Source organism: Pseudomonas matsuisoli (assembly GCF_014647635.1).
GTDB lineage: Bacteria > Pseudomonadota > Gammaproteobacteria > Pseudomonadales > Pseudomonadaceae > Pseudomonas_P > Pseudomonas_P matsuisoli.
The window spans coordinates 344,842-365,539 of the sequence record NZ_BMPO01000003.1; the positions used below are offsets into that span (position 1 = coordinate 344,842).

Here is a 20,698-nt window from a genome sequence, read left to right on the forward strand (position 1 = left end):
TCGGGCATCTGGAACCCCGCCGTGCAAGCTGCATGCGTCGTCGGCTCAGAGCGCTGAGAATTGCGCAGACGTCAGACTTCCCTATAAGATCCCGCCTTTGCTCGATTCGCCGCCCTCGGCCCCTCATGAAATCGTTCGGCTCCCTGCGGCGCGATCTATCGACAAGTCGAGCCGGCACAGTTGGTCCCCGCCCTTTTAATCTCGCGAATCCAGGCCTATGGACCAGGGCCTGCAGCAGTGAATACAGGTAACTCTCCATGAGCATCCGCCACTTTCTCTCCATGATGGATTACACCCCTGACGAGCTGAAGGGCTTGGTTCGGCGAGGCATGGAGCTGAAAGACCTGCGTCGACGTGGCGAACTTGTCCAGCCTTTGAAAGGCCGCATTCTCGGCATGATCTTCGAAAAAGCGTCGACGCGGACGCGTGTCTCTTTCGAGGCAGGAATGATTCAGCTCGGAGGCCAAGCCATCTTTCTTTCGCCACGTGACACGCAACTCGGGCGCGGAGAGCCTATTGGCGATAGCGCGCGCGTGCTGTCCAGCATGCTGGACGCGGTCATGATTCGCACATTTGCGCATCAAACCCTGCTGGATTTCGCTGCGCACTCGCGCGTACCGGTTATCAACGGGCTGTCCGATGACCTGCATCCCTGCCAGCTGCTGGCCGACATGCAGACTTTTGCTGAACACCGCGGGTCGATCGCTGGCAAAACAGCCGCCTGGATCGGTGATGGCAACAATATGTGCAATAGCTATATAGAAGCTGCCATTCAGTTCGGCTTCCACTTGAATGTCGCTTGCCCGCCCGGCTATGAACCGGATGAACGCCTGATGGCGCGCGCTGGCGACTGCGTCCGCGTAACGCACGACCCACGAGATGCGGTTGCCGGCGCGCACTTGGTGACCACCGATGTGTGGGCATCGATGGGCCAAGAAAAGGAAGCGTCTGAGCGTCTGGCACTGTTTAAGCCTTACCAAGTGAATCGCGCCTTACTCGACGCTGCAGCGTCGGACGTGATCTTCATGCATTGCCTGCCGGCTCACCGCGGCGAGGAGATCAGTGAGGACCTGCTGGACGACTCGCGCTCCGTGGCGTGGGATCAAGCCGAAAATCGCCTGCACGCCCAGAAGGCCCTGCTCGAAATGCTCGTAGCACCTACGCACACCGCATGAGCGCGGCAACCCTACTAACGCTGCGCTCCCTATCCTGTGGATACGGCAACCAGCGCATCGTGCAGGAACTGGGCCTTCACCTCAGGGCTGGCGATATCGGCTGCTTGCTAGGTCCATCGGGCTGCGGCAAAACGACAACGTTGCGCGCAATAGCCGGATTCGAGCCGCTGCTATCCGGGGAAATCGAACTCGCGGGCGAAGTGATTTCACGACCCGGCTTTACCCTGGCTCCCGAGCGGCGCCGGATAGGTATGGTCTTTCAAGACTATGCACTGTTTCCTCACCTCACCGTTGAAGAGAACGTGGCGTTTGGGATCCGAAAGCTGCCGGAAAAAGGGCGCATTGCAGCGGAGCTGCTGGCCTTGGTCAAGCTTGAACGCCTCGCCCAACGTTATCCGCACGAACTGTCGGGCGGGCAACAGCAACGCGTGGCGCTTGCGCGCGCGCTGGCGCCCTCACCGCAATTGCTCCTGCTGGATGAGCCATTCTCGAACCTTGATGTGGAACTGCGCCGCGCACTCAGCCAGGAAGTCCGGGACATCTTGAAGGCCCGCGGCACGAGCGCGATCTTGGTGACGCATGACCAAGAAGAAGCATTCGCGGTCAGTGACCAGGTCGGCGTCTTCAACCAGGGTTACCTGCAGCAGTGGGACACCCCGTTCAACCTGTATCACGAACCTGCGACACCCTTCGTGGCCAGCTTCGTCGGCCAGGGCTATTTCATTCGCGGCACGCTTCGCGCGCCCGACACGGTGGAAACGGGCCTCGGGCAGCTGACGGGCAACCGCGCTTATCCGTTCGCGCCAGGGAGCCACGTGGACGTCTTACTACGACCGGATGACATCGTTCCTGCACCTGACAGCGCACTCAGGGCACTGGTTACCCACAAGACGTTCTTCGGTGCTTCGACGCTCTACCGCCTGACCTTGCCTACCGGCGAACACCTCGAATCGCTGTTTCCGAGCCATGCCGATCATTCCGTTGGCAGTCACGTAGGCATCCGGGTCGCTGCAGATCATTTGGTCGTATTCCCCGCCGAACCTGCGACAGGCGTGCAGCGGTCGGCCTGACCTCCATTCAAGGCGCCGCCACACGGCGCTCGCGCCAGCACAGCATTTCCTATCGTGGCTCGATGTGCTGCACGAGTAACTGCACGCTTTCCTGCCCACGAAACTGGTTCAGGTCGAGCTTGTACGCGACCTCAGCCCATCGCACCGAGGCATTAGGCCATTTTTCGCGATCGATATTGAATGCGATAGCGTCGATCTGCAACGCGCCGCACTCGGTTTTCAGCACCAGCTTGAGGTGACGCTCACCTACGAGCCGCTGCTGAACCAACTGAAACACACCGTGAAACGACGGCTCGGGAAAGTGCTGACCCCAAGGCCCAGCGTGACGCAGGGCACGCGCAAGTTCGAGGTGAAATTCTTCGGCACTCAATCGACCATCGGAGAGCAGGCGGCCGGTAAGGTCTTCTTCGGTTAATTGCCGTCGGACCTCTTCGTCGAACGCCATGGAAAACGCACCGAAATTTTCCTGCGGAAGAGACAAGCCCGCCGCCATGGCGTGTCCACCAAACTTGCTGATCAAGCCGGAATGGCGTGCCGCCACTGCATCCAGCGCGTCACGGATGTGCAGCCCTGGCACAGAGCGCGCGGAGCCTTTGAGCATGCCCTCACCTGCATCGGCGAACGCAACCGTCGGCCGGTGATAACGCTCTTTCAGACGTGACGCCAAAATACCGATCACGCCCTGATGCCAATCGGGATCGAACAAGCAAAGACCGAACGGCATGTTTTCGATGGGTAGGTCCTTGAGTTGGGCCAATGCTTCACGTTGCATGCCCTGCTCGATGGCTTTGCGATCCTGATTCAATTGATCCAATTGCACCGCAAAATCACGCGCCAGCGACGCGTCGTCACACAATAGGCATTCGATGCCGAGCGACATGTCATCTAGCCGGCCAGCGGCATTGAGACGTGGCCCTAGAATGAAGCCCAGGTCAGTCGAGGTGATACGCGAAGGGTCACGTCCGGCCACTTCGAGAATGGCCCGCAAACCCGGTCGCGCGCGCCCCGCTCGAATCCTAGCCAACCCTTGATGAACAAGAATGCGATTGTTAGCGTCCAGCGGGACGACGTCTGCAACACTGCCCAGCGCCACGAGATCCAGCAGTTCCGCCAAATTGGGCTCTGGGGTGCCAGATCGGGCAAACCATTGGCTCGAGCGCAAGTGCGCACGCAACGCCAGCAGTACGTAGAAAATAACGCCCACACCGGCAATGCATTTGCTGGGAAATGTACATTCAGGCTGATTGGGATTCACGATGGCATCAGCTGCCGGTAACTCAGAACCTGGCAAATGATGATCAGTGACGACCACAGTCAATCCCGCTGCTTTTGCTGCGGCGACACCTTCCAGGCTCGAAATGCCGTTGTCGACCGTAATCAGCAAGTCGGGCGATCGCTGCAGGGCAACGGCAACGATTTCGGGCGTCAGGCCATAGCCGTATTCGAAGCGATTCGGCACCAGATAATCGACGTGTGCCGCACCCAGTTGGCGCAAACCAAGCACGCCAACGGTGCTGGCCGTAGCCCCATCCGCGTCGAAATCCCCAACGAACAACACGCGTTGCCTGCGCTCGATGGCATCCGCCAGAAGCCGCGCGGCCGCTTCGACCCCTTTCAGCTGGGCATACGGAATCAAACGCGCCAGGCCCTTATCCAACTCGACCACCGAGCGAACACCGCGTGCGGCGTACAGACGCGTCAACAGCGGCGGCAAGCCGAGATCTGGAAGTTCATCAGGAATGCTTCGAAGGTCGATACGCATAGCAAAAACCTGTACGTCGGGTGGCGCCCGAGAGAATCGGGGTGACACAGAACATTCACGCAACTATGGGGCGGTTAAGCCGTAGAGCCACACGCGCCTATTGCGGACGTCCAGCCGGCGCCGCATGGCATTTAGGTCGGCAAAACAATCGGAATGAGCGGACGAAAGAACGGCGCCCTACTCGCCACGCGAGCCCATCAACCATTCGAGGACCACTTCATGCTGGCCTTTGTCATCGGTAATGAACAGCGAACCATCGCTGATCATCGCGCTCCAGCTAATGCTCCGGGGCAGGTTCTCGGCCAGCGACGCCAGCGCCTCCGGCTCTACCGCTACCACATTTACGTTTCGCAGCTGACGTACGCTATCCAGCACCTTGCTTTGCCACACGCGCAAATTACCGTATGCCACCAGACTGAAGCGCTCTGCTCGCCGGGAACACCAAGTGATGCGTTCAGCATCGGGCTGCCCGACTTCGATCCAATGCAATACGCGATCGTCGAGGCTTTTCTCCCAAAGCGCCGGCTCATCGACATCGGACAGTCCGCGCCCAAAGGCAAGCTGCTCGCCGTACCAAAGCACGTACGCGATCAAACGGACCGCAAGGCGCTCCTCGGTTTCGGAGGGGTGCCGGGCCACGGTGAAGCGGAGATTTTGATATACGTTGCGGTCCAGGTCGGTCAAGTTCAACTCGACCTTGTAGGGCGTGGCTTGCAGTGCCATGAGGAGATAGACGTCGGTTGCGGGCGGCCGACAAGTCTACTCTAAAAGCGCCTACAAGTTTTCCATCGAAACACGAGTGGAGACGCGCATAGCGCGAAGAAAGCGAATGTCCAGATGGCGAAAGAAAAGCAGCCAGTCCCAGCATGCGCTATTTGCGTGTTAGGTGAAACCTGCGCCATCGAGCAGTAACTCCGCTAGGTGGCGCTGTCCCGCACGAGAATCGAGGTACTCAGGCAGCTCGTGCTCGCATGTCATTGCCAAACAGAGGCTTACCCGACATCCAAACGGGAGGCTGCTGGATCAGTCGGAGATCGTGACGAATGCCGTCGACCACATCGGTTAACAACCGCCGGTCTTCGAGTTGTGCGCGGCAAAGCGTCGTTTCGAGCAGCAGCTGCCCTTGCTCGCCGTAAAGTGTAAGAGCCATGGAGCCGTTGTCCTGGGCCGGACCGAGTACCACCTCGTAAGGTGTCAGCGCTTCAACCAGCAGATCATTCGTGCTGTGCATCATTTACCACCTTTCTCGTTAGCCGATACCTGCGCCTGTTCGCGTAAGCCAAGCCTTTGGAAGGGCCAGTGCGCTTACAAGAACAAAACACGATAGACGCCTGTACAGTGACCGCTTCGCTTGTGCGGAAGTTCGCTGCGCTTGCGTGGCCAGCTATCCAAGCAGACACCGCACGTCTTTTGCACCCCTTAGATGAAAGGAGATGTTTCTATTAGCTCCTCGAATACGCCTTTTAATCAGGGCACTTATATGCCGCTTCGATTGTCGTAAGCTGCACATTTCCCCGCCGGTCATTTTTCGAAGGGATTCAAGCATGTCTCCATTGATGCGTCTTGCCGGACTGGTTGGCGTACTGGTCTGTTCTGTTGTGGCGCAAGCGAAGGATATCGACCCTGCAACATACGGGTATCCGCTCGTGAACCCGTTCGAAGCGACGATCACGTCGACACCACCCGACCTTCGCCCAAAATTGTTGCTGGATGAAGACATTGACCAGCAGGATTACAGCATCACGCTGCGTCCCGAACGCGAATTCACGCTCCCGGACAATTTTTGGTCGGTGAAGACGCTGCGTTATCGGCTGGCACGCCAGGACGGCAACGCCCCACTGATCTTCATCATCGCCGGCACCGGCGCTCGGTATTCGAGCAGCACGTCCGAATACCTGAAGAAGCTCTACTACCAGGCAGGGTTTCACGTCGTGCAGTTGTCCTCGCCGACAAGCTATGACTTCATGGTATCCGCATCGCGCCTCGCAACCCCTGGATTCTCGACGGAGGACGCCGATGACCTATACCGCGTCATGCAGGCGGTCAAGGCCCAACATCCGGACCTGCCGATCAGCAAGTTCTACCTCACGGGTTATAGCCTGGGTGCACTAAACGCTGCATTCGTCAGCCATCTGGACGAAACACGCCGCGCATTCAATTTCGAACGGGTCCTGCTACTCAACCCACCGGTGAATCTCTATACGTCCATCAGTAACCTGGACCGGCTGGTAGAGACGACCGTAAAAGGCATCAACGACCATACGACCTTCTACGAAGTCGTACTCGGCAAACTCACGCGCTATTTCCAGCAGCGTGGCTATGTCGATATCAATGACGCGATGCTGTACGACTTCCAGCGTTCCCGCCAACATCTCACCAATGACGAGATGGCCATGCTGATCGGCACCTCGTTCCGCTTTTCTTCGGCCGACATCGCATTTACCTCGGACCTGCTCAATCGCCGCGGGCTCATCACGCCGCCCGGCCAGCCCATTACCGAAGGGACTAGCCTCACCCCTTTCTTCGAACGGGCACTGCAATGTGATTTCGATTGCTACATGACCAATCAACTGATCCCGATGTGGCGCCAACGCTTCAAAGGATCGAGCCTCAACCAATTGATCCAGCAGACCAGCCTTTACGCGCTAGAAGACTATTTGAGGTCCAGCGACAAGATCGCCGCTATGCACAATGCCGACGATGTCATCCTGGGGCCGGGCGACCTTGGTTTTCTGCGCCGCACCTTCGGTGAACGCCTCACGGTTTATCCGTACGGCGGCCACTGCGGCAACCTCAACTACACCGTAAACAGCGAAGCGATGGTGGAGTTCTTCAAATGACGATTCGACACCTGCTGCTCACGCTTTTTCTGGTCACCGGCGCCGCCCACGCCGAACAACGCCTGCTGGACGAGGACGGTTTCAAGAACCCGATCCAGTATCTTCACTTCAACCCAGGGCTCGATCAGCATGAGTTCGAACGCGCGACGTTCAAGGCGCTCGACGTCTATGACCCTTGGGAGCCGGTCAACCGCCGCATCTATCATTTCAACTACCGCCTCGACGAATGGGTATTGTTGCCAACGGTAAGAGGCTATGAGCGCGTAACCCCACGTTTCGTACGAAGTGGCGTCACCAATTTCTTCCGTAACCTTGGCGACGTCACCAACCTGACCAACAGCTTGTTGCAGTTGAAAGTCCGGCGCTCCATGAACACCACCGCGCGGCTGATCTTCAACACGACATTCGGCGTGTTTGGACTTTGGGATCCTGCCACCCTGATGGGCCTGCCTCGGCAGTCGGAAGATTTCGGCCAAACGTTAGGTTACTGGGGGCTACCGAGCGGACCTTACGTGATGTTGCCCATTTTCGGCCCATCCAACCTGCGAGACACTGCGGGGATCACGAGCGACTTCTTCGCTGAAAGCCAGATCGATTTCCTGAACGTCGCGACGGCGACCGGGAATCACCCGGAAATCATTCTCGTCCGAGGCATCGACACGCGCTACAACACCTCATTACGGTACGGGCAACTCAACTCACCGTTCGAGTACGAGAAGATTCGCTACGTGTACACCAAGTCTCGTGATTTGCAGATTGCAGAATAGCGGTGCGCGCCCGCCCAGCTAATGGGCGCGGCGCGGTCGTGCCATTCCCAGCCGCGGGTAGCACGAACTAATTACCGACCGGCACGTCTTCCCCTCTTTCCGTAATGCCACGCGCGAGGCGGGGTCGTTCAAGCTGCGCAAGCCATCCGTTCGACCGATAAGCGTTCAGATCGATACGAACGGCGCAGAAACGATATTGAGAACGCTTCTCACAAGGAATAAACTGGCGGCCCTTTGCATGGCTCGGACCCGTTCATGACCGCCGTTTCGCTTGAAGTGTTTCCGGTTTCTTCGTGCCCGCCCATGACCTGCGGCGATACACAGGTACGCCAGTCATGAAAACCAAAACACTGAGCTGGCGTTATCGCGGTGCGGTGCTGTCCCGGGCATTGGCGGCAATTTTCGGCGGCTACGCACTCGCTGCCGCATTCGCCGTGTGCATGGCACGTGCCTTACCGCTGGAGCGCTCCGAGGCCGTACTCGCAGGCGCGATTCCGTCCTTCTTGGTTTATTGCGCGGCCGTGGTTTGGGTGTTCGCCACCCGTACTGCCTTTCGTGCATGGGTCGGCGTGCTAGTACCTACGTTCGTGCTCGCAGCGATCGCCTGGTTATTGGGCGCAGGTGGCAACCTATGAAACAAGGATTCAGGCAATCCCAGGCGTGGCTCCATACCTGGAGCGGCGTCGTTCTTGGCTGGCTGTTGTTCGCGATCTTCATCACCGGCACGGTGAGCTATTTTCAGGACGAGATCACTCACTGGATGCATCCCGAGCGCCATCTTGCGGACGCGCGCTCGGTCGATCTCGATGCCTTGACTGCGGCCCTCACCGAACGGGCACCGAATGCACCCAGCTGGCAAATAGGCCTTCCCTCCGCCCGCGACCCGGTTATCACGACCTATTGGCGTGGCGAGGGCGCACGGCGCTTCGAACATGCGGTGTTCGATCCGGCAACAGGACGTGAGCTGGTAGAACGCCCAAGCGAAGGAGGCAACTTTTTCTATCGCTTTCATTTCCAGCTCTGGCACATGGACGTGTTGACCGCGCGTTATCTCATTGGCATCGCGACGATGTTCATGTTCGTTGCACTCATCAGCGGCATCATTACCCACAAGAAGATCTTCAAGGACTTCTTCACCTTCCGCCCTAGTAAAGGACAACGCTCCTGGTTGGATGGCCATAACGCAACAGCGGTTCTGGCACTGCCGTTTCACCTGATGATCACCTTCACGGGGCTGGTCATCTTTCTCTGGATGTACATGCCATGGGGCATGGTCGCGCAGTATGGCGATGATCGTATGGCGTTTTTCGCGCAGGTATTTCCGCGACTAGAAGCCCCACCCCGCGCCGACACGCCTATGCCCGTCCCATCGCTTCAGGCATTCGTCGACAAGGCGCAGGTGCGCTGGGGTGGTGAGCCGGTCGAAAGCATTACCGTGCACAACCCGGGTGACCGGAACGCCAGGATAGAGCTGGGCACCGGCCGTGACAGCCGCGTTTCAGGCGATGCGCCTCACCTGATCTATGACGCGGCAAACGGTGAGCTGCTTGAAGAATACGGCGAGCTCAGACCGGTTGCGTTTTTTTCGCGTGTATTAGTCGGCCTGCACCTGGGGCATTTTGCCGATCCGCTTCTTCGCTGGCTTTATTTCCTCAGTGGCATCGGCGGCACCATCATGGTCGCCAGCGGACTCGTACTCTGGGTCGTCAAGCGGACAGCACAAGCAGGCGAGAAGCCCGGCTATGGGCTGCGCTTGGTCAGAGTGCTGAATGTGGGCGCCGTTGCCGGTCTCGTCATTGCGATGGCGTCTTTCCTCTGGGCCAACAGGCTTATTCCGGGCGCGCTGCCGAATCGCGATGAATGGGAGATCCACGTATTCTTCGCCGCCTGGGGCGCAGCGCTCCTGCACTCGATCTTCAGAACGCATCGACAAGCCTGGGTGGAGCAGTTCGCACTGGCGGCGTTACTGCTCACGGCAATCCCCCTGCTCGATCTCGCCACAGGCAACTTTCACCTGCCCACTGGCGGCCGGTATTCGGACTGGATACTTACCGGCTTCCAACTGACATCGGTCGCGACCGGCGCTGCGTTGTTCTGGTTGTCCTGGAAGATCGCAAAACATCAGCCAAGACAGCGCCCCGAGCGCGCGGCCCGACCGCAGAAGCTGCCCCCTCAAGACGATGAACATCGGCTGGACCTGGAGCCTAGCCCATGATCTTCCTGGCGCTCTGTCTAACCTACGCGGGCCTGTGCAGCCTGTGCCTCGCGATGCCCAAGCATTTCCAGGAGCTCATCTGTCGCGCCCCACAACTACGTGAACGGCAGGTGCTACGAGTGCTTGGCTGGGCGGCACAAGTGCTAGCACTCGGCGCCTGCATCGTCGCGCGAGGCGCACCGGTGGGCAGCGTCATGTACCTTGGGATGTTGACGATTACGGGCCTGGGACTGGTCCTAATGCTGCCCTACAAACCCAAGTGGCCGCTGTATCTTGCCCCTGTCGGGACGGCGCTCAGCCTCTTCCTGCTACCGTTTTCGCACTAACTCGGATAGGCCAGACGCGCCCTCAGGCTGCCACTTAGTAGATCCGCGGCTCACCTTCCGGACGCGTCTTGAAGCGCCGATGCGCCCACAGATACTGCTCCGGACACGCCCGCACGTGCCGCTCCACCCACTGATTGATGCGCAGGCAATCTGCCTCTTCGCTGTCGCCCGGGAAATCCTCAAGCGGTGGATGAATGCACAGTACATAGCCCTTCCCACCAGGCAGACGCCGCTGGGTCATCGGGATGACGCGAGCGCGCCCTAACCGGGCAAATTTGGTGGTGGCCGTCACCGTTGCTGCCGGGATTCCAAAGAAAGGCACGAACAGACTTTGCTTACGGCCATAATCCTGATCGGGCGCATACCAGATGGCTCTTCCGGCGCGCAGCACTTTCAGCATTGCACGTACATCTTCTCGCTCGATGGCGGTTGCATCGGCGTTATGACGCTCGCGACCACGGCGCTGGATGTAATCGAACACCGGGTTGTCGTGCTCACGGTACATGCCATCAATTGTATGCCGTTGCCCCAACAGCGCCGCACCGATCTCCAACGTCGTGAAATGTAGCGACATCAGGATCGCACCCTGCCCATCACGCTGGGCATCCTGCAAATGCTCCAGCCCCTCGATATGAGCCAATCGTGCGAGGCGTGCGCGCGGCCACCACCAACTGATGGGCATCTCGAAGAAAGCCTTGCCAGTCGATGCGAAATTCTCACGAAGCAGGTGCTCACGCTCAGCCGTCGTTAGTGCTGGAAAACACAGCTCGAGATTGCGACGCGCAATGTGCCGTCGTTTTCGTGCGAAGCGATACATCAGGGCGCCTAGCCCACTGCCAAGTGTCATCAACGCCCGGTACGGCAGTTGCACGACCAGCCAAAGCGCGCCGAGCCCGACCCATAATGGCCAATGACGAGGGTGTAGAAACGCGGATTGAAAGCGAGGGCGCTGCATGGAGAACCTGTAAGACGAGAACCACCGCATTCTAGGCGTTAATGCCGGCGGTTCGCGAGCAGCGGTGCCGTCGAGATGGAAATCGGCCTGTCGTGCCGGCAAAAAAGCCAGTGAAGTCTAGAGGCCACTATGGTCAGCTGACGCGTTTATCGCTATAAACCGAGCCTGTTTCAGATGCGCGATTTTCAGCGGTGGTTTCAGCGGTGGACAGTCTCGGTGTATTGACGATCGTCTTCCCGAAGCATCGCCGACTTGCGCTCGCGCAACGGCCTTCGAATGGCTGGCGGGATACGCCCACAGGGCGAAGCGTTATGCCGTTGCAGGACATCCAATCTTTATGAAGGCCTCATAATCTCAGAGCAGAGCGCCTTGCAGAAACGTCAACGGACCCTAGGCAGAGCATGAGCCAAACCGACCTACCTGACCAAGACCCCGTATTTCAGCTCAAGGGCAGCATGCTCGCGATCACGGTATTGGAGCTGGTACACAACGATCTAACCCGCCTCGACGAGCAACTGACCGTCAAGGTCGCCCAGGCACCCAAGTTCTTTCACAACACGCCGGTCGTTCTTGCCCTGGACAAACTGCCTGCGCACGAAGGCGCCCCGGACCTCGCCGACCTTATCAACGTGTGCAAGCGTCATGGCTTGCGGCCTCTGGCTATTCGGACCAGCCGCACAGCGGACTCGCTTGCGGCGGAAGCGCTGGAGCTACCCGTACTGCCACCCTCCGGCGCACGCGAACGCATCCTCGAACCTGTTGCAAGCATCAAGAAAGAGAAACCTGAACCGCCTCCGGAACCCGCTTATAGGCCCACCAAAGTCATTACCGTACCCATTCGGAGCGGCCAGCAGGTCTACGCCCAAGGCGGTGACCTCATCGTATTGGCCCCCGTCAGTGCGGGCGCGGAACTTCTTGCCGACGGCAATATCCATGTCTACGGTCCCATGCGTGGAAGAGCACTGGCAGGCATCAAGGGCGACACGAATACTCGAATATTCTGCCGGCAACTCGTCGCCGAACTGGTGTCGGTCGCAGGGCATTACAAAGTGTCTGAAGATCTCAGACGTGATCCTTCTTGGGGTCAACCCGTACATATAAGCCTGACGGGCGATTTGTTGAACATCACTCGCCTTTAACGGATACTTCCGCGAAATTCAGGGCATACATAGCTGCCGGCAAGCCCAACTGAAGTCCGCCGATCTCCCGCATTGATCGTCACGGTGTCTAGCTCCGGCCGCATTTCTTCTTTTTTGGGGTGAATCACCTTGGCTAAAGTTCTCGTAGTCACTTCCGGCAAAGGCGGCGTCGGCAAAACAACAACCAGCGCCGCTCTCGGCACGGGTCTCGCATTGCGCGGCCACAAGACCGTCATCGTCGATTTCGACGTAGGTTTGCGTAACCTCGACCTCATCATGGGTTGCGAACGGCGCGTCGTGTACGACTTCGTCAACGTCATCAACGGCGAAGCGACGCTGACCCAAGCTTTGATCAAGGACAAGCGGCTCGAGAATCTTTACGTCCTCGCCGCCAGCCAGACGCGTGACAAGGATGCCCTCACCCAGGAAGGCGTGGGCAAAGTCATCGACGAACTCGCGCAGACCTTCGAGTACGTGGTGTGCGACTCCCCGGCCGGTATCGAGAAAGGTGCCCACCTGGCGATGTATTTCGCTGACGAAGCCATCGTCGTGACCAACCCCGAGGTTTCTTCGGTTCGTGACTCGGACCGCATGCTCGGCCTGCTGGCGAGCAAATCCCGTCGCGCCGAACAAGGCAAGGACCCGATCAAGGAGCGTTTGCTGCTCACCCGCTACAATCCCGAGCGCGTCACCAAGGGTGAAATGCTGGGCGTGGAAGACGTGGAAGAGATTCTCGCGATCAACCTGCTCGGCGTGATTCCAGAGTCGCAAGCAGTGCTGAAAGCCTCGAACCAGGGCGTTCCTGTGATCCTCGACGATCAAAGCGATGCAGGCCAAGCCTATAGCGACGCGGTCGACCGCCTGCTCGGCAAGGAAATGCCGCATCGCTTCCTCGATGTGCAGAAGAAGGGCTTCCTGCAGCGTCTGTTCGGAGGCCGCGAATGAACATTTTCGATTTCTTCCGCGAGCGCAAGAAAGACACCGCGTCCATAGCGAAAGAGCGGCTCCAGATCATCGTCGCCCACGAGCGCGGTCAGCGCACCCAGCCGGATTACCTGCCCGCGCTGCAAAAAGAGCTCGTCGAAGTCATCCGCAAGTACGTCAACATCGATCAGGACCAAGTACAGGTCGCGCTGGATGACCAGGGCGGCTACTCCATCCTGGAATTGAACGTGACACTGCCCGACCGGTAACTCGCCGAAGCGGACAAAACCACGCACAGATGGCGGCCATAGGGCCGCCATTTCGTTTGCGTCCTTTCACCTATCGCTGCCGTACGAACATGCCCTTAAGCCAGATCACGTTCATTTATGAAGACCCCGCACTGTTGGTGGTAAACAAGCCCACCTTGCTGCTTTCAGTGCCAGGCCGAGCTGAGGACAACCGCGACTGCCTGGTGACCCGTCTTCAGGAAAACGGCTATCCCGAGGCCCGTATCGTGCATCGATTGGATTGGGAAACGTCCGGCCTTATCGTGCTGGCCCGCGACGCCGACACACATCGTGAACTCTCACGCCAGTTCCATGACCGTGAGACAGAGAAAGCCTATACCGCGCTCTGCTGGGGCGAACCCGAACAAACCAGCGGCCGCATCGATCTTCCGCTTCGCTACGATCCGCCGACCAAGCCACGTCACGTCGTCTGCCACGAGCATGGCAAGCAGGCGCTGACCTTCTGGCGTATCGTCGAACGTTGTGGAAACCATAGCCGGGTCGAACTCACCCCTATCACCGGCCGCTCTCATCAGTTGCGGGTACACATGCTCTCCATCGGCCACCCACTATTAGGCGACCGCCTCTACGCACATCCTGATGCCCTTGCGGCCAGTGACCGCCTCTGCCTGCATTCGAGCATGCTCACCTTCACTCACCCACAAACGGGCGAACGACTGCGATTCACGAGCGACGCGCCGTTCTGACTTTTCCGTGCGCGTGAACACGCCTGTATAGGGGGGCTTAGGTCCTCCACCCAAAAACAATCTCGAAGAATTCGATACACTCCCCTGCATCATTGTCAGGAGTGTCTATGCGCGAAGATCTGAACCAAGGCCTCGTGGAATTTCTGCAGGCCTCCCCTACCCCCTTTCATGCCACCCGCAGCATCGTCCGCGCCCTCGAAACGGCCGGTTATGAAGCACTCGATGAGCGCGATGTATGGGATGTCCAGGCCGGTGGCCGCTACGTCATCACGCGAAACGACTCATCCGTCATTGCGGTTCGTATGGGACACGACATTGCCCGCGGTATTCGCCTAGTCGGGGCACATACCGATAGCCCTTGCTTGAAGGTGAAGCCGAATCCCGAACTCCATCGCCAAGGGTTCTTTCAATTGGGCGTAGAAGTCTACGGCGGCGCCCTTCTCGCCCCATGGTTCGACCGGGATTTGTCGCTCGCAGGCCGCGTGACGTTTAAAACCGATGGGCGCCTGCAAAGCCGGCTGATCGATTTCCGCCGGCCGATCGCAACCATTCCCAACCTTGCGATCCATCTCAACCGCGAGGCGAATCAGGGCTGGGCGATCAACGCACAGAACGAGCTGCCACCGATACTGGGGCAAGTTTCTGCGGGCAAGCAGTCCGATTTCCGGGCATTGCTGACGCAGCAATTGCTAGAAGAACATGGGGTGTCCGCTGACCTTGTGTTGGACTACGAGCTGAGTTTCTATGACACGCAGTCCGCAGCGGTCCTGGGTATCGATGGCGAGTTTTTCGCCGGTGCGCGCCTGGACAACCTCCTCTCCTGTTACGCAGGACTCCAGACACTGCTGGACACGGACACTGATGAGACCTGTGTGCTGGTTTGTACGGATCACGAGGAAATAGGCTCGGCGTCCGCGTGTGGGGCGGATGGCCCGTTCCTGGAGCAAGTGCTGCAGCGGCTTCTACCGCCAGGCGACGGTTTCGTGCGCGGGATTCAGCGTTCGTTGATGGTGTCTGTCGACAATGCGCATGGCATTCATCCCAACTACGCAGAAAAGCACGACGGCAACCATGGGCCTCGCTTGAACGCGGGACCAGTCATCAAGATCAACAGCAATCAGCGCTACGCCACCAACAGTGAGACGGCAGGATTTTTCCGCAACCTGTGCCTGGAAAACGAAGTACCTGTGCAGAGCTTCGTCACGCGGAGCGATATGGGCTGCGGTTCGACCATCGGCCCGATTACGGCTAGCCAATTGGGCATCAGAACGGTGGATATTGGTTTGCCAACCTTTGCCATGCACTCGATTCGCGAGCTAGCGGGCAGCCGTGACCTTGCTTATCTGGTGACGGTGTTGGGGGCTTTTTTCAGCGCGACAGCACTGCCGTAACGGGGGAGCGGTGCTTATCGCTTCCCATAGGAGCCAGCTTGCTGGCGATCGAATTTGATCAGGCAGGACAGTTTTTCCCAACTCGATCTCGATCGCCATCAAGCTAGCTCCTACAAAAGCGTGCTTTCCCCGCCTTCAGCGTGACGCCTGCACCGACGCCTGCACCGCTGGAATGCCGGCCGTAGCAACGTTCAATGCATCTGGAACGGTCCGTAACGCGACATTGAGCGACTGGATAGACGCCCACGCGTCGGCCTGGAGCTCGCTAGCCGATGCTTGATCCAACTGCCGAACAATGCCTGCGGGCACCGGCGGCCGCGTACCGTAAATGAGCGAATAGAAAACCGACGCCGCAAGGTAGGACCCGGTGTACGACGGATGACTGCCATCCGCGGTAAACAGTGTTGGCTGCGGCAGATCCGCGAGCGCACGCTGCCAGGCCTGGCCAACGGGCGCAAGAAGCGACCGGGTTTCCTCGGCCAACGTGGTGTAGACCTCGTCCAGACGGGCCTGCATGGCAGGATTGTTCTGCCGCGCCCACGTCAGATACAGGATCGGCTGCGCGCCGTCCGCACGAGCCGCGTCAGCGACGAGCTTGATGTACTTACGGGTCTTTTCTGGGTCATTGATGGGCATCAGGCTGTGATCCTGAATCACCACATAGTCCCAATCTGCCTTGGCCAGCGCGGCCTGAACGTCGCCCAATTGCCAGTGCTGCTCGAGGCTCGCACCGCCAAAGGTGACATCGGCCACTTCGAGCGGACGCGCTTGCTCCGCATCGATGGACATCTGCTTCACGAGCTCTGGCAAGCGGTTGTAGAAGGTGTAGCTGTTTCCCACAAAAAGCACACGCAACGGCTCGACAGCTGCGGCAGGCAGAGCCACCGCACCTAGCAACACACCCAAAAGCGCAAGACGCATTTTTTTCATAAGGGTCGCTCGACTGGAATTGGAGTACAGCGCAGCGCCCGTTGCGTGTTGCCCGAGGCGACGCTTCAGCGGGTTATATTCGAAAAAGTTCCAATGGCAATCCCTACCGGCTCACCTAGACGATAAGCGGTAGAGGTAAGGGGCTGATTTCCAATCTAAACCGACGAGCTGTCGACCGGCGCCTTATGCTTCGCAGACGTGGATGCCTTCTTCACCTCTTCGTCGCGCAGCTCGCGACGCAGGATCTTGCCAACATTGGTCATCGGCAAGGAATCGCGAAACTCGACCGCGCGGGGGCGTTTGTACGCCGTCACATTTTCGCGCATGTGCTCCAACACCTGCGCCTCGTTCAGCGTCACGCCTGGCTTGGCGACAATGAAGAGTTTGATGGTTTCGCCGGACTTTTCATTGGGCACCCCGATTGCGGCACACTGCGCAACACCCGGTAGTGTCATCGCGACCTCTTCGAGCTCGTTGGGGTAAACATTGAAGCCCGAGACAAGAATCAAGTCTTTCTTGCGATCTACGATGCGGATGAATCCATCCTCCTGGATCACGGCGATGTCACCGCTCTTCAACCAACCGTCAGCATCGAGAATTTCGGCGGTGGCTTCTTCCCGCTGCCAATACCCCTTCATCACCTGTGGGCCTTTAATGCAAAGCTCACCGGGGCTTCCGAGCGGCAATTCATTACCTTGCTCGTCGAGCACTTTGCACAGCGTTGATGGCAATGGAATACCAATCGTGCCGAGCTGCACGTTATCCAGTGCGTTCACACAGACGATCGGGCTCGTTTCAGTCATTCCATAGCCTTCGCAGACCTGGCAACCCGTCACCTCTTCCCAGCGGCGAGCGACGGTTTGTTGCAATGCCATGCCGCCAGAGATCGTGATCTTCAGGCCTGAAAAATCCAGCTTTTGGAAGCGCTCGTCATTGCACAGTGCCGCGAAGAGCGTGTTGAGCCCAATAAAGCCGTTGAAACGCCAGGCGGCCATGTCCACGATCGTGGTCTTGAGGTCTCGGGGATTGGTGATCAACAGATTGTGGTTGCCGATCAGCATCATCGCCATGCAATGAAAGGTGAAGGCGTAGATGTGGTAGAGCGGCAATGGCGCGACGATGGTCTCCTCGCCTTCATTCAATTCCGCAGCCATCAACACCCGGCATTGCAGCATATTGGCGATCAGATTGCGGTGGGTGAGCATCGCGCCTTTCGCGACGCCTGTCGTCCCGCCCGTATACTGCAGGATTGCGACGTCCTCAGCGGCAGGCGAAACATCCGCAGCCGTAGAGCTGCGCCCTTGCTTCAAGGCAGCGTTGAAGGACACCGCCTGCGGCAGGTGATAGGCAGGCACCATTTTCTTCACATAGCGGACGACGGTATTCACCATCAGCCGCTGGACTGGCGGCAGCAAGTCGCCGACTTGCGTGACGATCACATGACGAATGGCCGTGTTCGGCAGCACCTTTTCCACCAAGTGCGCCATATTGGCCAGGCAAACCACCGCCTTCACTCCGGAATCCTTGAACTGATGCTCCAGCTCCCGGGCGGTGTACAGCGGATTGGTATTGACGACGATCAGCCCAGCGCGCATCGCACCGAAGACAGCAACCGGAAACTGCAGTAGGTTCGGCATCTGCACCGCGATCCGGTCGCCGGGACGCAAGCTGGTGTGTTGCTGCAGGTACGCGGCAAAGTGTCCGGAGAGCCGGTACAAATCGCTGTAAGTTATGGTCTTGCCGAAATTGGTGAACGCGGGTTTGTCCGCAAAACGCTCGCAGGCATACTTGAGCACCGCCTGCACGTTGGGAAATTGGTCTGCGTCGATCTCGGCGGGTACGCCCGGTGGATACTTATCTCGCCAGAAGCCATCGATCATTAAGGCCAGCTCCTTACTACTTTGTTGTCGTCACCGCCGGAGCGGCTGATTCCTGGTTAAAATAGCGCCCTCGTAGGCGTTTCGCACAACCGGTTGTGACTACGTTTTACCGGACATTCGGCATTCCGCCAATGTGCAGCTTATGAGCCGCTTTAACGCACCGGCCGCCAAACCGTATTCGTGAAAAGCCGCAAGGCGCTCCATACGCGCCGTCCCGCGTCTTCCATTGCGTATCGCGCGCCCAGGCCGGCCGGTACGCCCATATCTTTTACTCAAGCAGGACAATCCATGCCCCAGGTCACCAACATCCCCTACGAAGCGCTCGAAGTAGGGCAACACGCTATCGTGGAGAAGAAAGTCGAAGAGCGCGATGTGCTGCTTTTCGCAGCCGTGTCGGGCGACAACAACCCTGTTCACCTCGATGAAACGTTCGCCGCGACAACCGTGTTCCGTGAGCGCGTTGCCCACGGCATGTTCGCGGGCGCTCTGATCAGCGCAGCGATCGCGTGCCGCCTTCCTGGACCGGGCAGTATCTACCTTGGCCAACATCTTAACTTCGCTAAACCGGTCAAACTCGGCGATACCCTGTCCGTCCAGATCACGGTGCTGGAAAAGCTACCGAAAAACCGCGTGCACCTCTCCACCCAAGTGTTCAACCAGCGAGGCGACCTTGTCGTCGATGGGGAAGCGGAAGTGCTTGCGCCGCGCAAGGAGCAGACGCTGGAGATGCCTACTCTGCCCGAGGTGACGATCGCAGGCGCCTAAACAGCGCACCGAGCGAAGATCGGGCCACATAAAGGTGCGTGCCTCGCTTGCATTCGATCATTAAGCCGCCGCGCACATAGGGCGACGCGAACGGCGAACTGGTATGGCATGCACTGTGCAATTCCTCGGCAGAAATCTGCCGAGCGAATGCACCATGACACGCAATACAGACGCTGACTTCCCACTTTCCGAAGTACCTCAGAACGCACGACGTGGACTCTTTTCCACGTCCATCTTGCTATTCGGTTTCACCTTTTTCACCGCGACCATGTTCGCAGGTGGGAAAATCGGCATGGCGCTCGACCTCAAGGCACTGCTCTGGGCGACACTCATCGGCAACTTGTTATTAGGCGCCTATGCCGCCGTGCTGAGCGCCATTGCAGCCCGCAGTGGATTGAACTCGGTCTTGATGGGGCGTTTTTGCTTCGGCGAGCGGGGCAGCAAACTGTCCGACCTCATCCTCGGTTTCACGCAGATCGGTTGGTACGCTTGGGGCACAGCCACCATGGCGATCGTGCTGGTTAAACTGCTCGGCCTGCCAGAGAGCCTGACACTTCCGCTGATGGTGTGTTTTGGCGTGGGCTTCTGTGTAACGGCCTATATCGGTTATCGCGGGCTGGACTTGCTGTCTCGCGTCGCGGTTCCAGCGATGTGTCTGCTTTTGGCCGTGTCATTATGGATCGCCACGAAGGATGCCGGAGGCTTTGCCGCCCTCGTCGCCAACCAACCGCAAGAAAGCATGACATTCAACATGGCGATCACCCTGATCTTTGGCACGTTCGTGAGCGGGGCAACCCAGGCCACGAATTGGACTCGCTTCGCCAGCAGCCCGCGCGTTGCAATCTTCTCGAGCTTCATTGGTTTCTTCATCGGCAATGGCCTGATGATCATCGCGGGCGCGTACGGCGCGATCGTCTACCAGCAGCCGGACATCGTCGAGGTGCTCGTTCTCCAAGGCCTGTCCATTGCGGCGACCGTAATGCTGCTCCTGAACCTTTGGACGACGCAGGACAACACCATCTACAACTTCTCTGCTGCCGGCTGCAACCTGCTGCGCACGGATCGACGCAAGACCGTGACCCTGATGGGCGCGGGCATCGGCACTCTACTCGCCATCGCCGGGATGTCCGACCTGCTGATCCCGTTCCTGTTGCTTCTCGGCGCGATCATTCCGCCCATCGGCGGCGTCATCGTGGCGGACTACCTGTACACGCATCGCCGGCGTTACCCACCGCTGGCTAGCGCCCGTCTACCTAATTTCAATTGGGTCGGGCTCGGCGCGTATGCGATGGGGGCGATTTGCGCGTATTTCTCACCGTGGATCGCACCCGTTACCGGCATCATCGTGACGGGGGCGGCATACGTTGCATTTGCACACGTGCAGAAAGTCGTGATAACGAACGCGGCCGTGGGATCGCAATCCTGACGTCGCCCTGAGCACCATACAAAATCGCGCCGCGTTAGCATGAACGCTTTCACGCCACATCAAGAGTGCGCGTCACTGGTCGCCGCCTGAGGCGACCTTTCTCTGCCTGCATTGGGATCGACGTGTGTGTGTCGATCCG

The 20,698-nt window shown here is 58.7% G+C and carries 20 protein-coding genes; 14 read left to right on the top strand and 6 right to left on the bottom strand.

The window, feature by feature from the left end:
- Nucleotides 1-257: 257 nt before the first annotated feature.
- Nucleotides 258-1,175, top strand: a complete 918-nt coding sequence (gene argF / locus IEY47_RS07895) for an ornithine carbamoyltransferase (RefSeq protein ID WP_188982660.1) — start codon at nucleotides 258-260, stop codon at nucleotides 1,173-1,175.
- Entirely contained in the window at nucleotides 1,172-2,245 is a 1,074-nt protein-coding gene (locus IEY47_RS07900) for an ABC transporter ATP-binding protein (RefSeq protein WP_188982661.1), read from the top strand. Before argF ends, IEY47_RS07900 begins: the two co-directional genes overlap by 4 nt.
- 49 nt (nucleotides 2,246-2,294) lie before the next feature.
- Here IEY47_RS07900 and recJ read toward each other — a convergent pair whose 3' ends face one another.
- The 3 genes from recJ to IEY47_RS07915 form a co-directional block, all read right to left on the bottom strand.
- Entirely contained in the window at nucleotides 2,295-4,007 is a 1,713-nt protein-coding gene (gene recJ / locus IEY47_RS07905; protein ID WP_188982662.1) for a single-stranded-DNA-specific exonuclease RecJ, read from the bottom strand.
- Between the two features lie 177 nt (nucleotides 4,008-4,184).
- Nucleotides 4,185-4,730, bottom strand: a complete 546-nt coding sequence (locus IEY47_RS07910; protein ID WP_188982663.1) for a YaeQ family protein — start codon at nucleotides 4,728-4,730, stop codon at nucleotides 4,185-4,187.
- 229 nt (nucleotides 4,731-4,959) lie between these two features.
- A complete protein-coding gene (locus IEY47_RS07915; protein WP_188982664.1) occupies nucleotides 4,960-5,241 on the bottom strand; it encodes a DUF3509 domain-containing protein in 282 nt (93 codons plus the stop codon).
- A gap of 310 nt (nucleotides 5,242-5,551) precedes the next feature.
- Here IEY47_RS07915 and mlaY point away from each other — a divergent pair, with 310 nt between their 5' ends.
- The 5 genes from mlaY (at nucleotide 5,552) to IEY47_RS07940 (ending at nucleotide 10,155) form a co-directional block, all read left to right on the top strand.
- Nucleotides 5,552-6,847 carry a lipid asymmetry maintenance lipase MlaY gene (mlaY, locus tag IEY47_RS07920; protein WP_188982665.1) on the top strand — a complete coding sequence of 432 codons (1,296 nt, stop codon included), beginning with the start codon at nucleotides 5,552-5,554 and terminating at the stop codon, nucleotides 6,845-6,847.
- A complete protein-coding gene (locus IEY47_RS07925; RefSeq protein WP_188982666.1) occupies nucleotides 6,844-7,614 on the top strand; it encodes an MlaA family lipoprotein in 771 nt (256 codons plus the stop codon). Before mlaY ends, IEY47_RS07925 begins: the two co-directional genes overlap by 4 nt.
- Nucleotides 7,615-7,949: 335 nt before the next feature.
- On the top strand, nucleotides 7,950-8,249 hold the full coding sequence (locus IEY47_RS07930; RefSeq protein WP_188982667.1) for a DUF3649 domain-containing protein: 300 nt from the start codon (nucleotides 7,950-7,952) through the stop codon (nucleotides 8,247-8,249).
- A complete protein-coding gene (locus IEY47_RS07935) occupies nucleotides 8,246-9,829 on the top strand; it encodes a PepSY-associated TM helix domain-containing protein (RefSeq protein ID WP_188982668.1) in 1,584 nt (527 codons plus the stop codon). Before IEY47_RS07930 ends, IEY47_RS07935 begins: the two co-directional genes overlap by 4 nt.
- On the top strand, nucleotides 9,826-10,155 hold the full coding sequence (locus IEY47_RS07940) for a DUF3325 domain-containing protein (protein ID WP_188982669.1): 330 nt from the start codon (nucleotides 9,826-9,828) through the stop codon (nucleotides 10,153-10,155). Before IEY47_RS07935 ends, IEY47_RS07940 begins: the two co-directional genes overlap by 4 nt.
- Before the next feature lie 34 nt (nucleotides 10,156-10,189).
- Here IEY47_RS07940 and IEY47_RS07945 read toward each other — a convergent pair whose 3' ends face one another.
- A complete protein-coding gene (locus IEY47_RS07945) occupies nucleotides 10,190-11,110 on the bottom strand; it encodes a lipid A biosynthesis lauroyl acyltransferase (protein WP_188982670.1) in 921 nt (306 codons plus the stop codon).
- A 401-nt stretch (nucleotides 11,111-11,511) separates the two neighbouring features.
- Here IEY47_RS07945 and minC point away from each other — a divergent pair, with 401 nt between their 5' ends.
- From minC to IEY47_RS07970, 5 genes are all read left to right on the top strand, one after another.
- Complete coding sequence (gene minC / locus IEY47_RS07950; RefSeq protein WP_188982671.1) at nucleotides 11,512-12,249, top strand: septum site-determining protein MinC; 738 nt, start codon at nucleotides 11,512-11,514, stop codon at nucleotides 12,247-12,249.
- Between the two features lie 129 nt (nucleotides 12,250-12,378).
- Complete coding sequence (minD, locus tag IEY47_RS07955; RefSeq protein WP_188982672.1) at nucleotides 12,379-13,194, top strand: septum site-determining protein MinD; 816 nt, start codon at nucleotides 12,379-12,381, stop codon at nucleotides 13,192-13,194.
- On the top strand, nucleotides 13,191-13,442 hold the full coding sequence (gene minE, locus IEY47_RS07960; protein ID WP_188982673.1) for a cell division topological specificity factor MinE: 252 nt from the start codon (nucleotides 13,191-13,193) through the stop codon (nucleotides 13,440-13,442). The genes minD and minE overlap by 4 nt, the downstream gene beginning before the upstream one ends.
- Before the next feature lie 89 nt (nucleotides 13,443-13,531).
- Nucleotides 13,532-14,167: an RluA family pseudouridine synthase gene (locus IEY47_RS07965; protein ID WP_188982674.1), complete on the top strand. Its 636-nt coding sequence runs from the start codon at nucleotides 13,532-13,534 to the stop codon at nucleotides 14,165-14,167.
- A gap of 107 nt (nucleotides 14,168-14,274) precedes the next feature.
- The gene (locus IEY47_RS07970) at nucleotides 14,275-15,558 is read left to right on the top strand and encodes a M18 family aminopeptidase (RefSeq protein ID WP_188982675.1); all 1,284 of its coding nucleotides are present in this window, start codon (nucleotides 14,275-14,277) and stop codon (nucleotides 15,556-15,558) included.
- 135 nt (nucleotides 15,559-15,693) lie between these two features.
- Here IEY47_RS07970 and IEY47_RS07975 read toward each other — a convergent pair whose 3' ends face one another.
- Nucleotides 15,694-16,488 (bottom strand): SGNH/GDSL hydrolase family protein, encoded by a 795-nt coding sequence (locus tag IEY47_RS07975; RefSeq protein WP_188982676.1) that lies wholly within the window; start codon nucleotides 16,486-16,488, stop codon nucleotides 15,694-15,696.
- A 155-nt stretch (nucleotides 16,489-16,643) separates the two neighbouring features.
- Nucleotides 16,644-18,368 carry a long-chain fatty acid--CoA ligase gene (locus tag IEY47_RS07980; protein WP_188982677.1) on the bottom strand — a complete coding sequence of 575 codons (1,725 nt, stop codon included), beginning with the start codon at nucleotides 18,366-18,368 and terminating at the stop codon, nucleotides 16,644-16,646.
- Between the two features lie 288 nt (nucleotides 18,369-18,656).
- Between IEY47_RS07980 and IEY47_RS07985 the strand changes: the two genes are divergently transcribed.
- Both IEY47_RS07985 and codB read left to right on the top strand, forming a co-directional pair.
- Nucleotides 18,657-19,133, top strand: a complete 477-nt coding sequence (locus IEY47_RS07985; protein WP_188982678.1) for a MaoC family dehydratase — start codon at nucleotides 18,657-18,659, stop codon at nucleotides 19,131-19,133.
- Nucleotides 19,134-19,287: 154 nt separating this feature from the next.
- The gene (codB, locus tag IEY47_RS07990) at nucleotides 19,288-20,559 is read left to right on the top strand and encodes a cytosine permease (RefSeq protein WP_188982679.1); all 1,272 of its coding nucleotides are present in this window, start codon (nucleotides 19,288-19,290) and stop codon (nucleotides 20,557-20,559) included.
- Nucleotides 20,560-20,698: the final 139 nt, after the last annotated feature.

Coding starts and splice junctions, on each gene's coding strand:
- argF (WP_188982660.1), top strand. CDS start 258: ATGAGCATCCGCCACTTTCTCTCCATGATGGATTACACCCCTGACGAG.
- IEY47_RS07900 (WP_188982661.1), top strand. CDS start 1,172: ATGAGCGCGGCAACCCTACTAACGCTGCGCTCCCTATCCTGTGGATAC.
- recJ (WP_188982662.1), bottom strand. CDS start 4,007: ATGCGTATCGACCTTCGAAGCATTCCTGATGAACTTCCAGATCTCGGC.
- IEY47_RS07910 (WP_188982663.1), bottom strand. CDS start 4,730: ATGGCACTGCAAGCCACGCCCTACAAGGTCGAGTTGAACTTGACCGAC.
- IEY47_RS07915 (WP_188982664.1), bottom strand. CDS start 5,241: ATGATGCACAGCACGAATGATCTGCTGGTTGAAGCGCTGACACCTTAC.
- mlaY (WP_188982665.1), top strand. CDS start 5,552: ATGTCTCCATTGATGCGTCTTGCCGGACTGGTTGGCGTACTGGTCTGT.
- IEY47_RS07925 (WP_188982666.1), top strand. CDS start 6,844: ATGACGATTCGACACCTGCTGCTCACGCTTTTTCTGGTCACCGGCGCC.
- IEY47_RS07930 (WP_188982667.1), top strand. CDS start 7,950: ATGAAAACCAAAACACTGAGCTGGCGTTATCGCGGTGCGGTGCTGTCC.
- IEY47_RS07935 (WP_188982668.1), top strand. CDS start 8,246: ATGAAACAAGGATTCAGGCAATCCCAGGCGTGGCTCCATACCTGGAGC.
- IEY47_RS07940 (WP_188982669.1), top strand. CDS start 9,826: ATGATCTTCCTGGCGCTCTGTCTAACCTACGCGGGCCTGTGCAGCCTG.
- IEY47_RS07945 (WP_188982670.1), bottom strand. CDS start 11,110: ATGCAGCGCCCTCGCTTTCAATCCGCGTTTCTACACCCTCGTCATTGG.
- minC (WP_188982671.1), top strand. CDS start 11,512: ATGAGCCAAACCGACCTACCTGACCAAGACCCCGTATTTCAGCTCAAG.
- minE (WP_188982673.1), top strand. CDS start 13,191: ATGAACATTTTCGATTTCTTCCGCGAGCGCAAGAAAGACACCGCGTCC.
- IEY47_RS07965 (WP_188982674.1), top strand. CDS start 13,532: ATGCCCTTAAGCCAGATCACGTTCATTTATGAAGACCCCGCACTGTTG.
- IEY47_RS07970 (WP_188982675.1), top strand. CDS start 14,275: ATGCGCGAAGATCTGAACCAAGGCCTCGTGGAATTTCTGCAGGCCTCC.
- IEY47_RS07975 (WP_188982676.1), bottom strand. CDS start 16,488: ATGAAAAAAATGCGTCTTGCGCTTTTGGGTGTGTTGCTAGGTGCGGTG.
- IEY47_RS07980 (WP_188982677.1), bottom strand. CDS start 18,368: ATGATCGATGGCTTCTGGCGAGATAAGTATCCACCGGGCGTACCCGCC.
- IEY47_RS07985 (WP_188982678.1), top strand. CDS start 18,657: ATGCCCCAGGTCACCAACATCCCCTACGAAGCGCTCGAAGTAGGGCAA.
- codB (WP_188982679.1), top strand. CDS start 19,288: ATGACACGCAATACAGACGCTGACTTCCCACTTTCCGAAGTACCTCAG.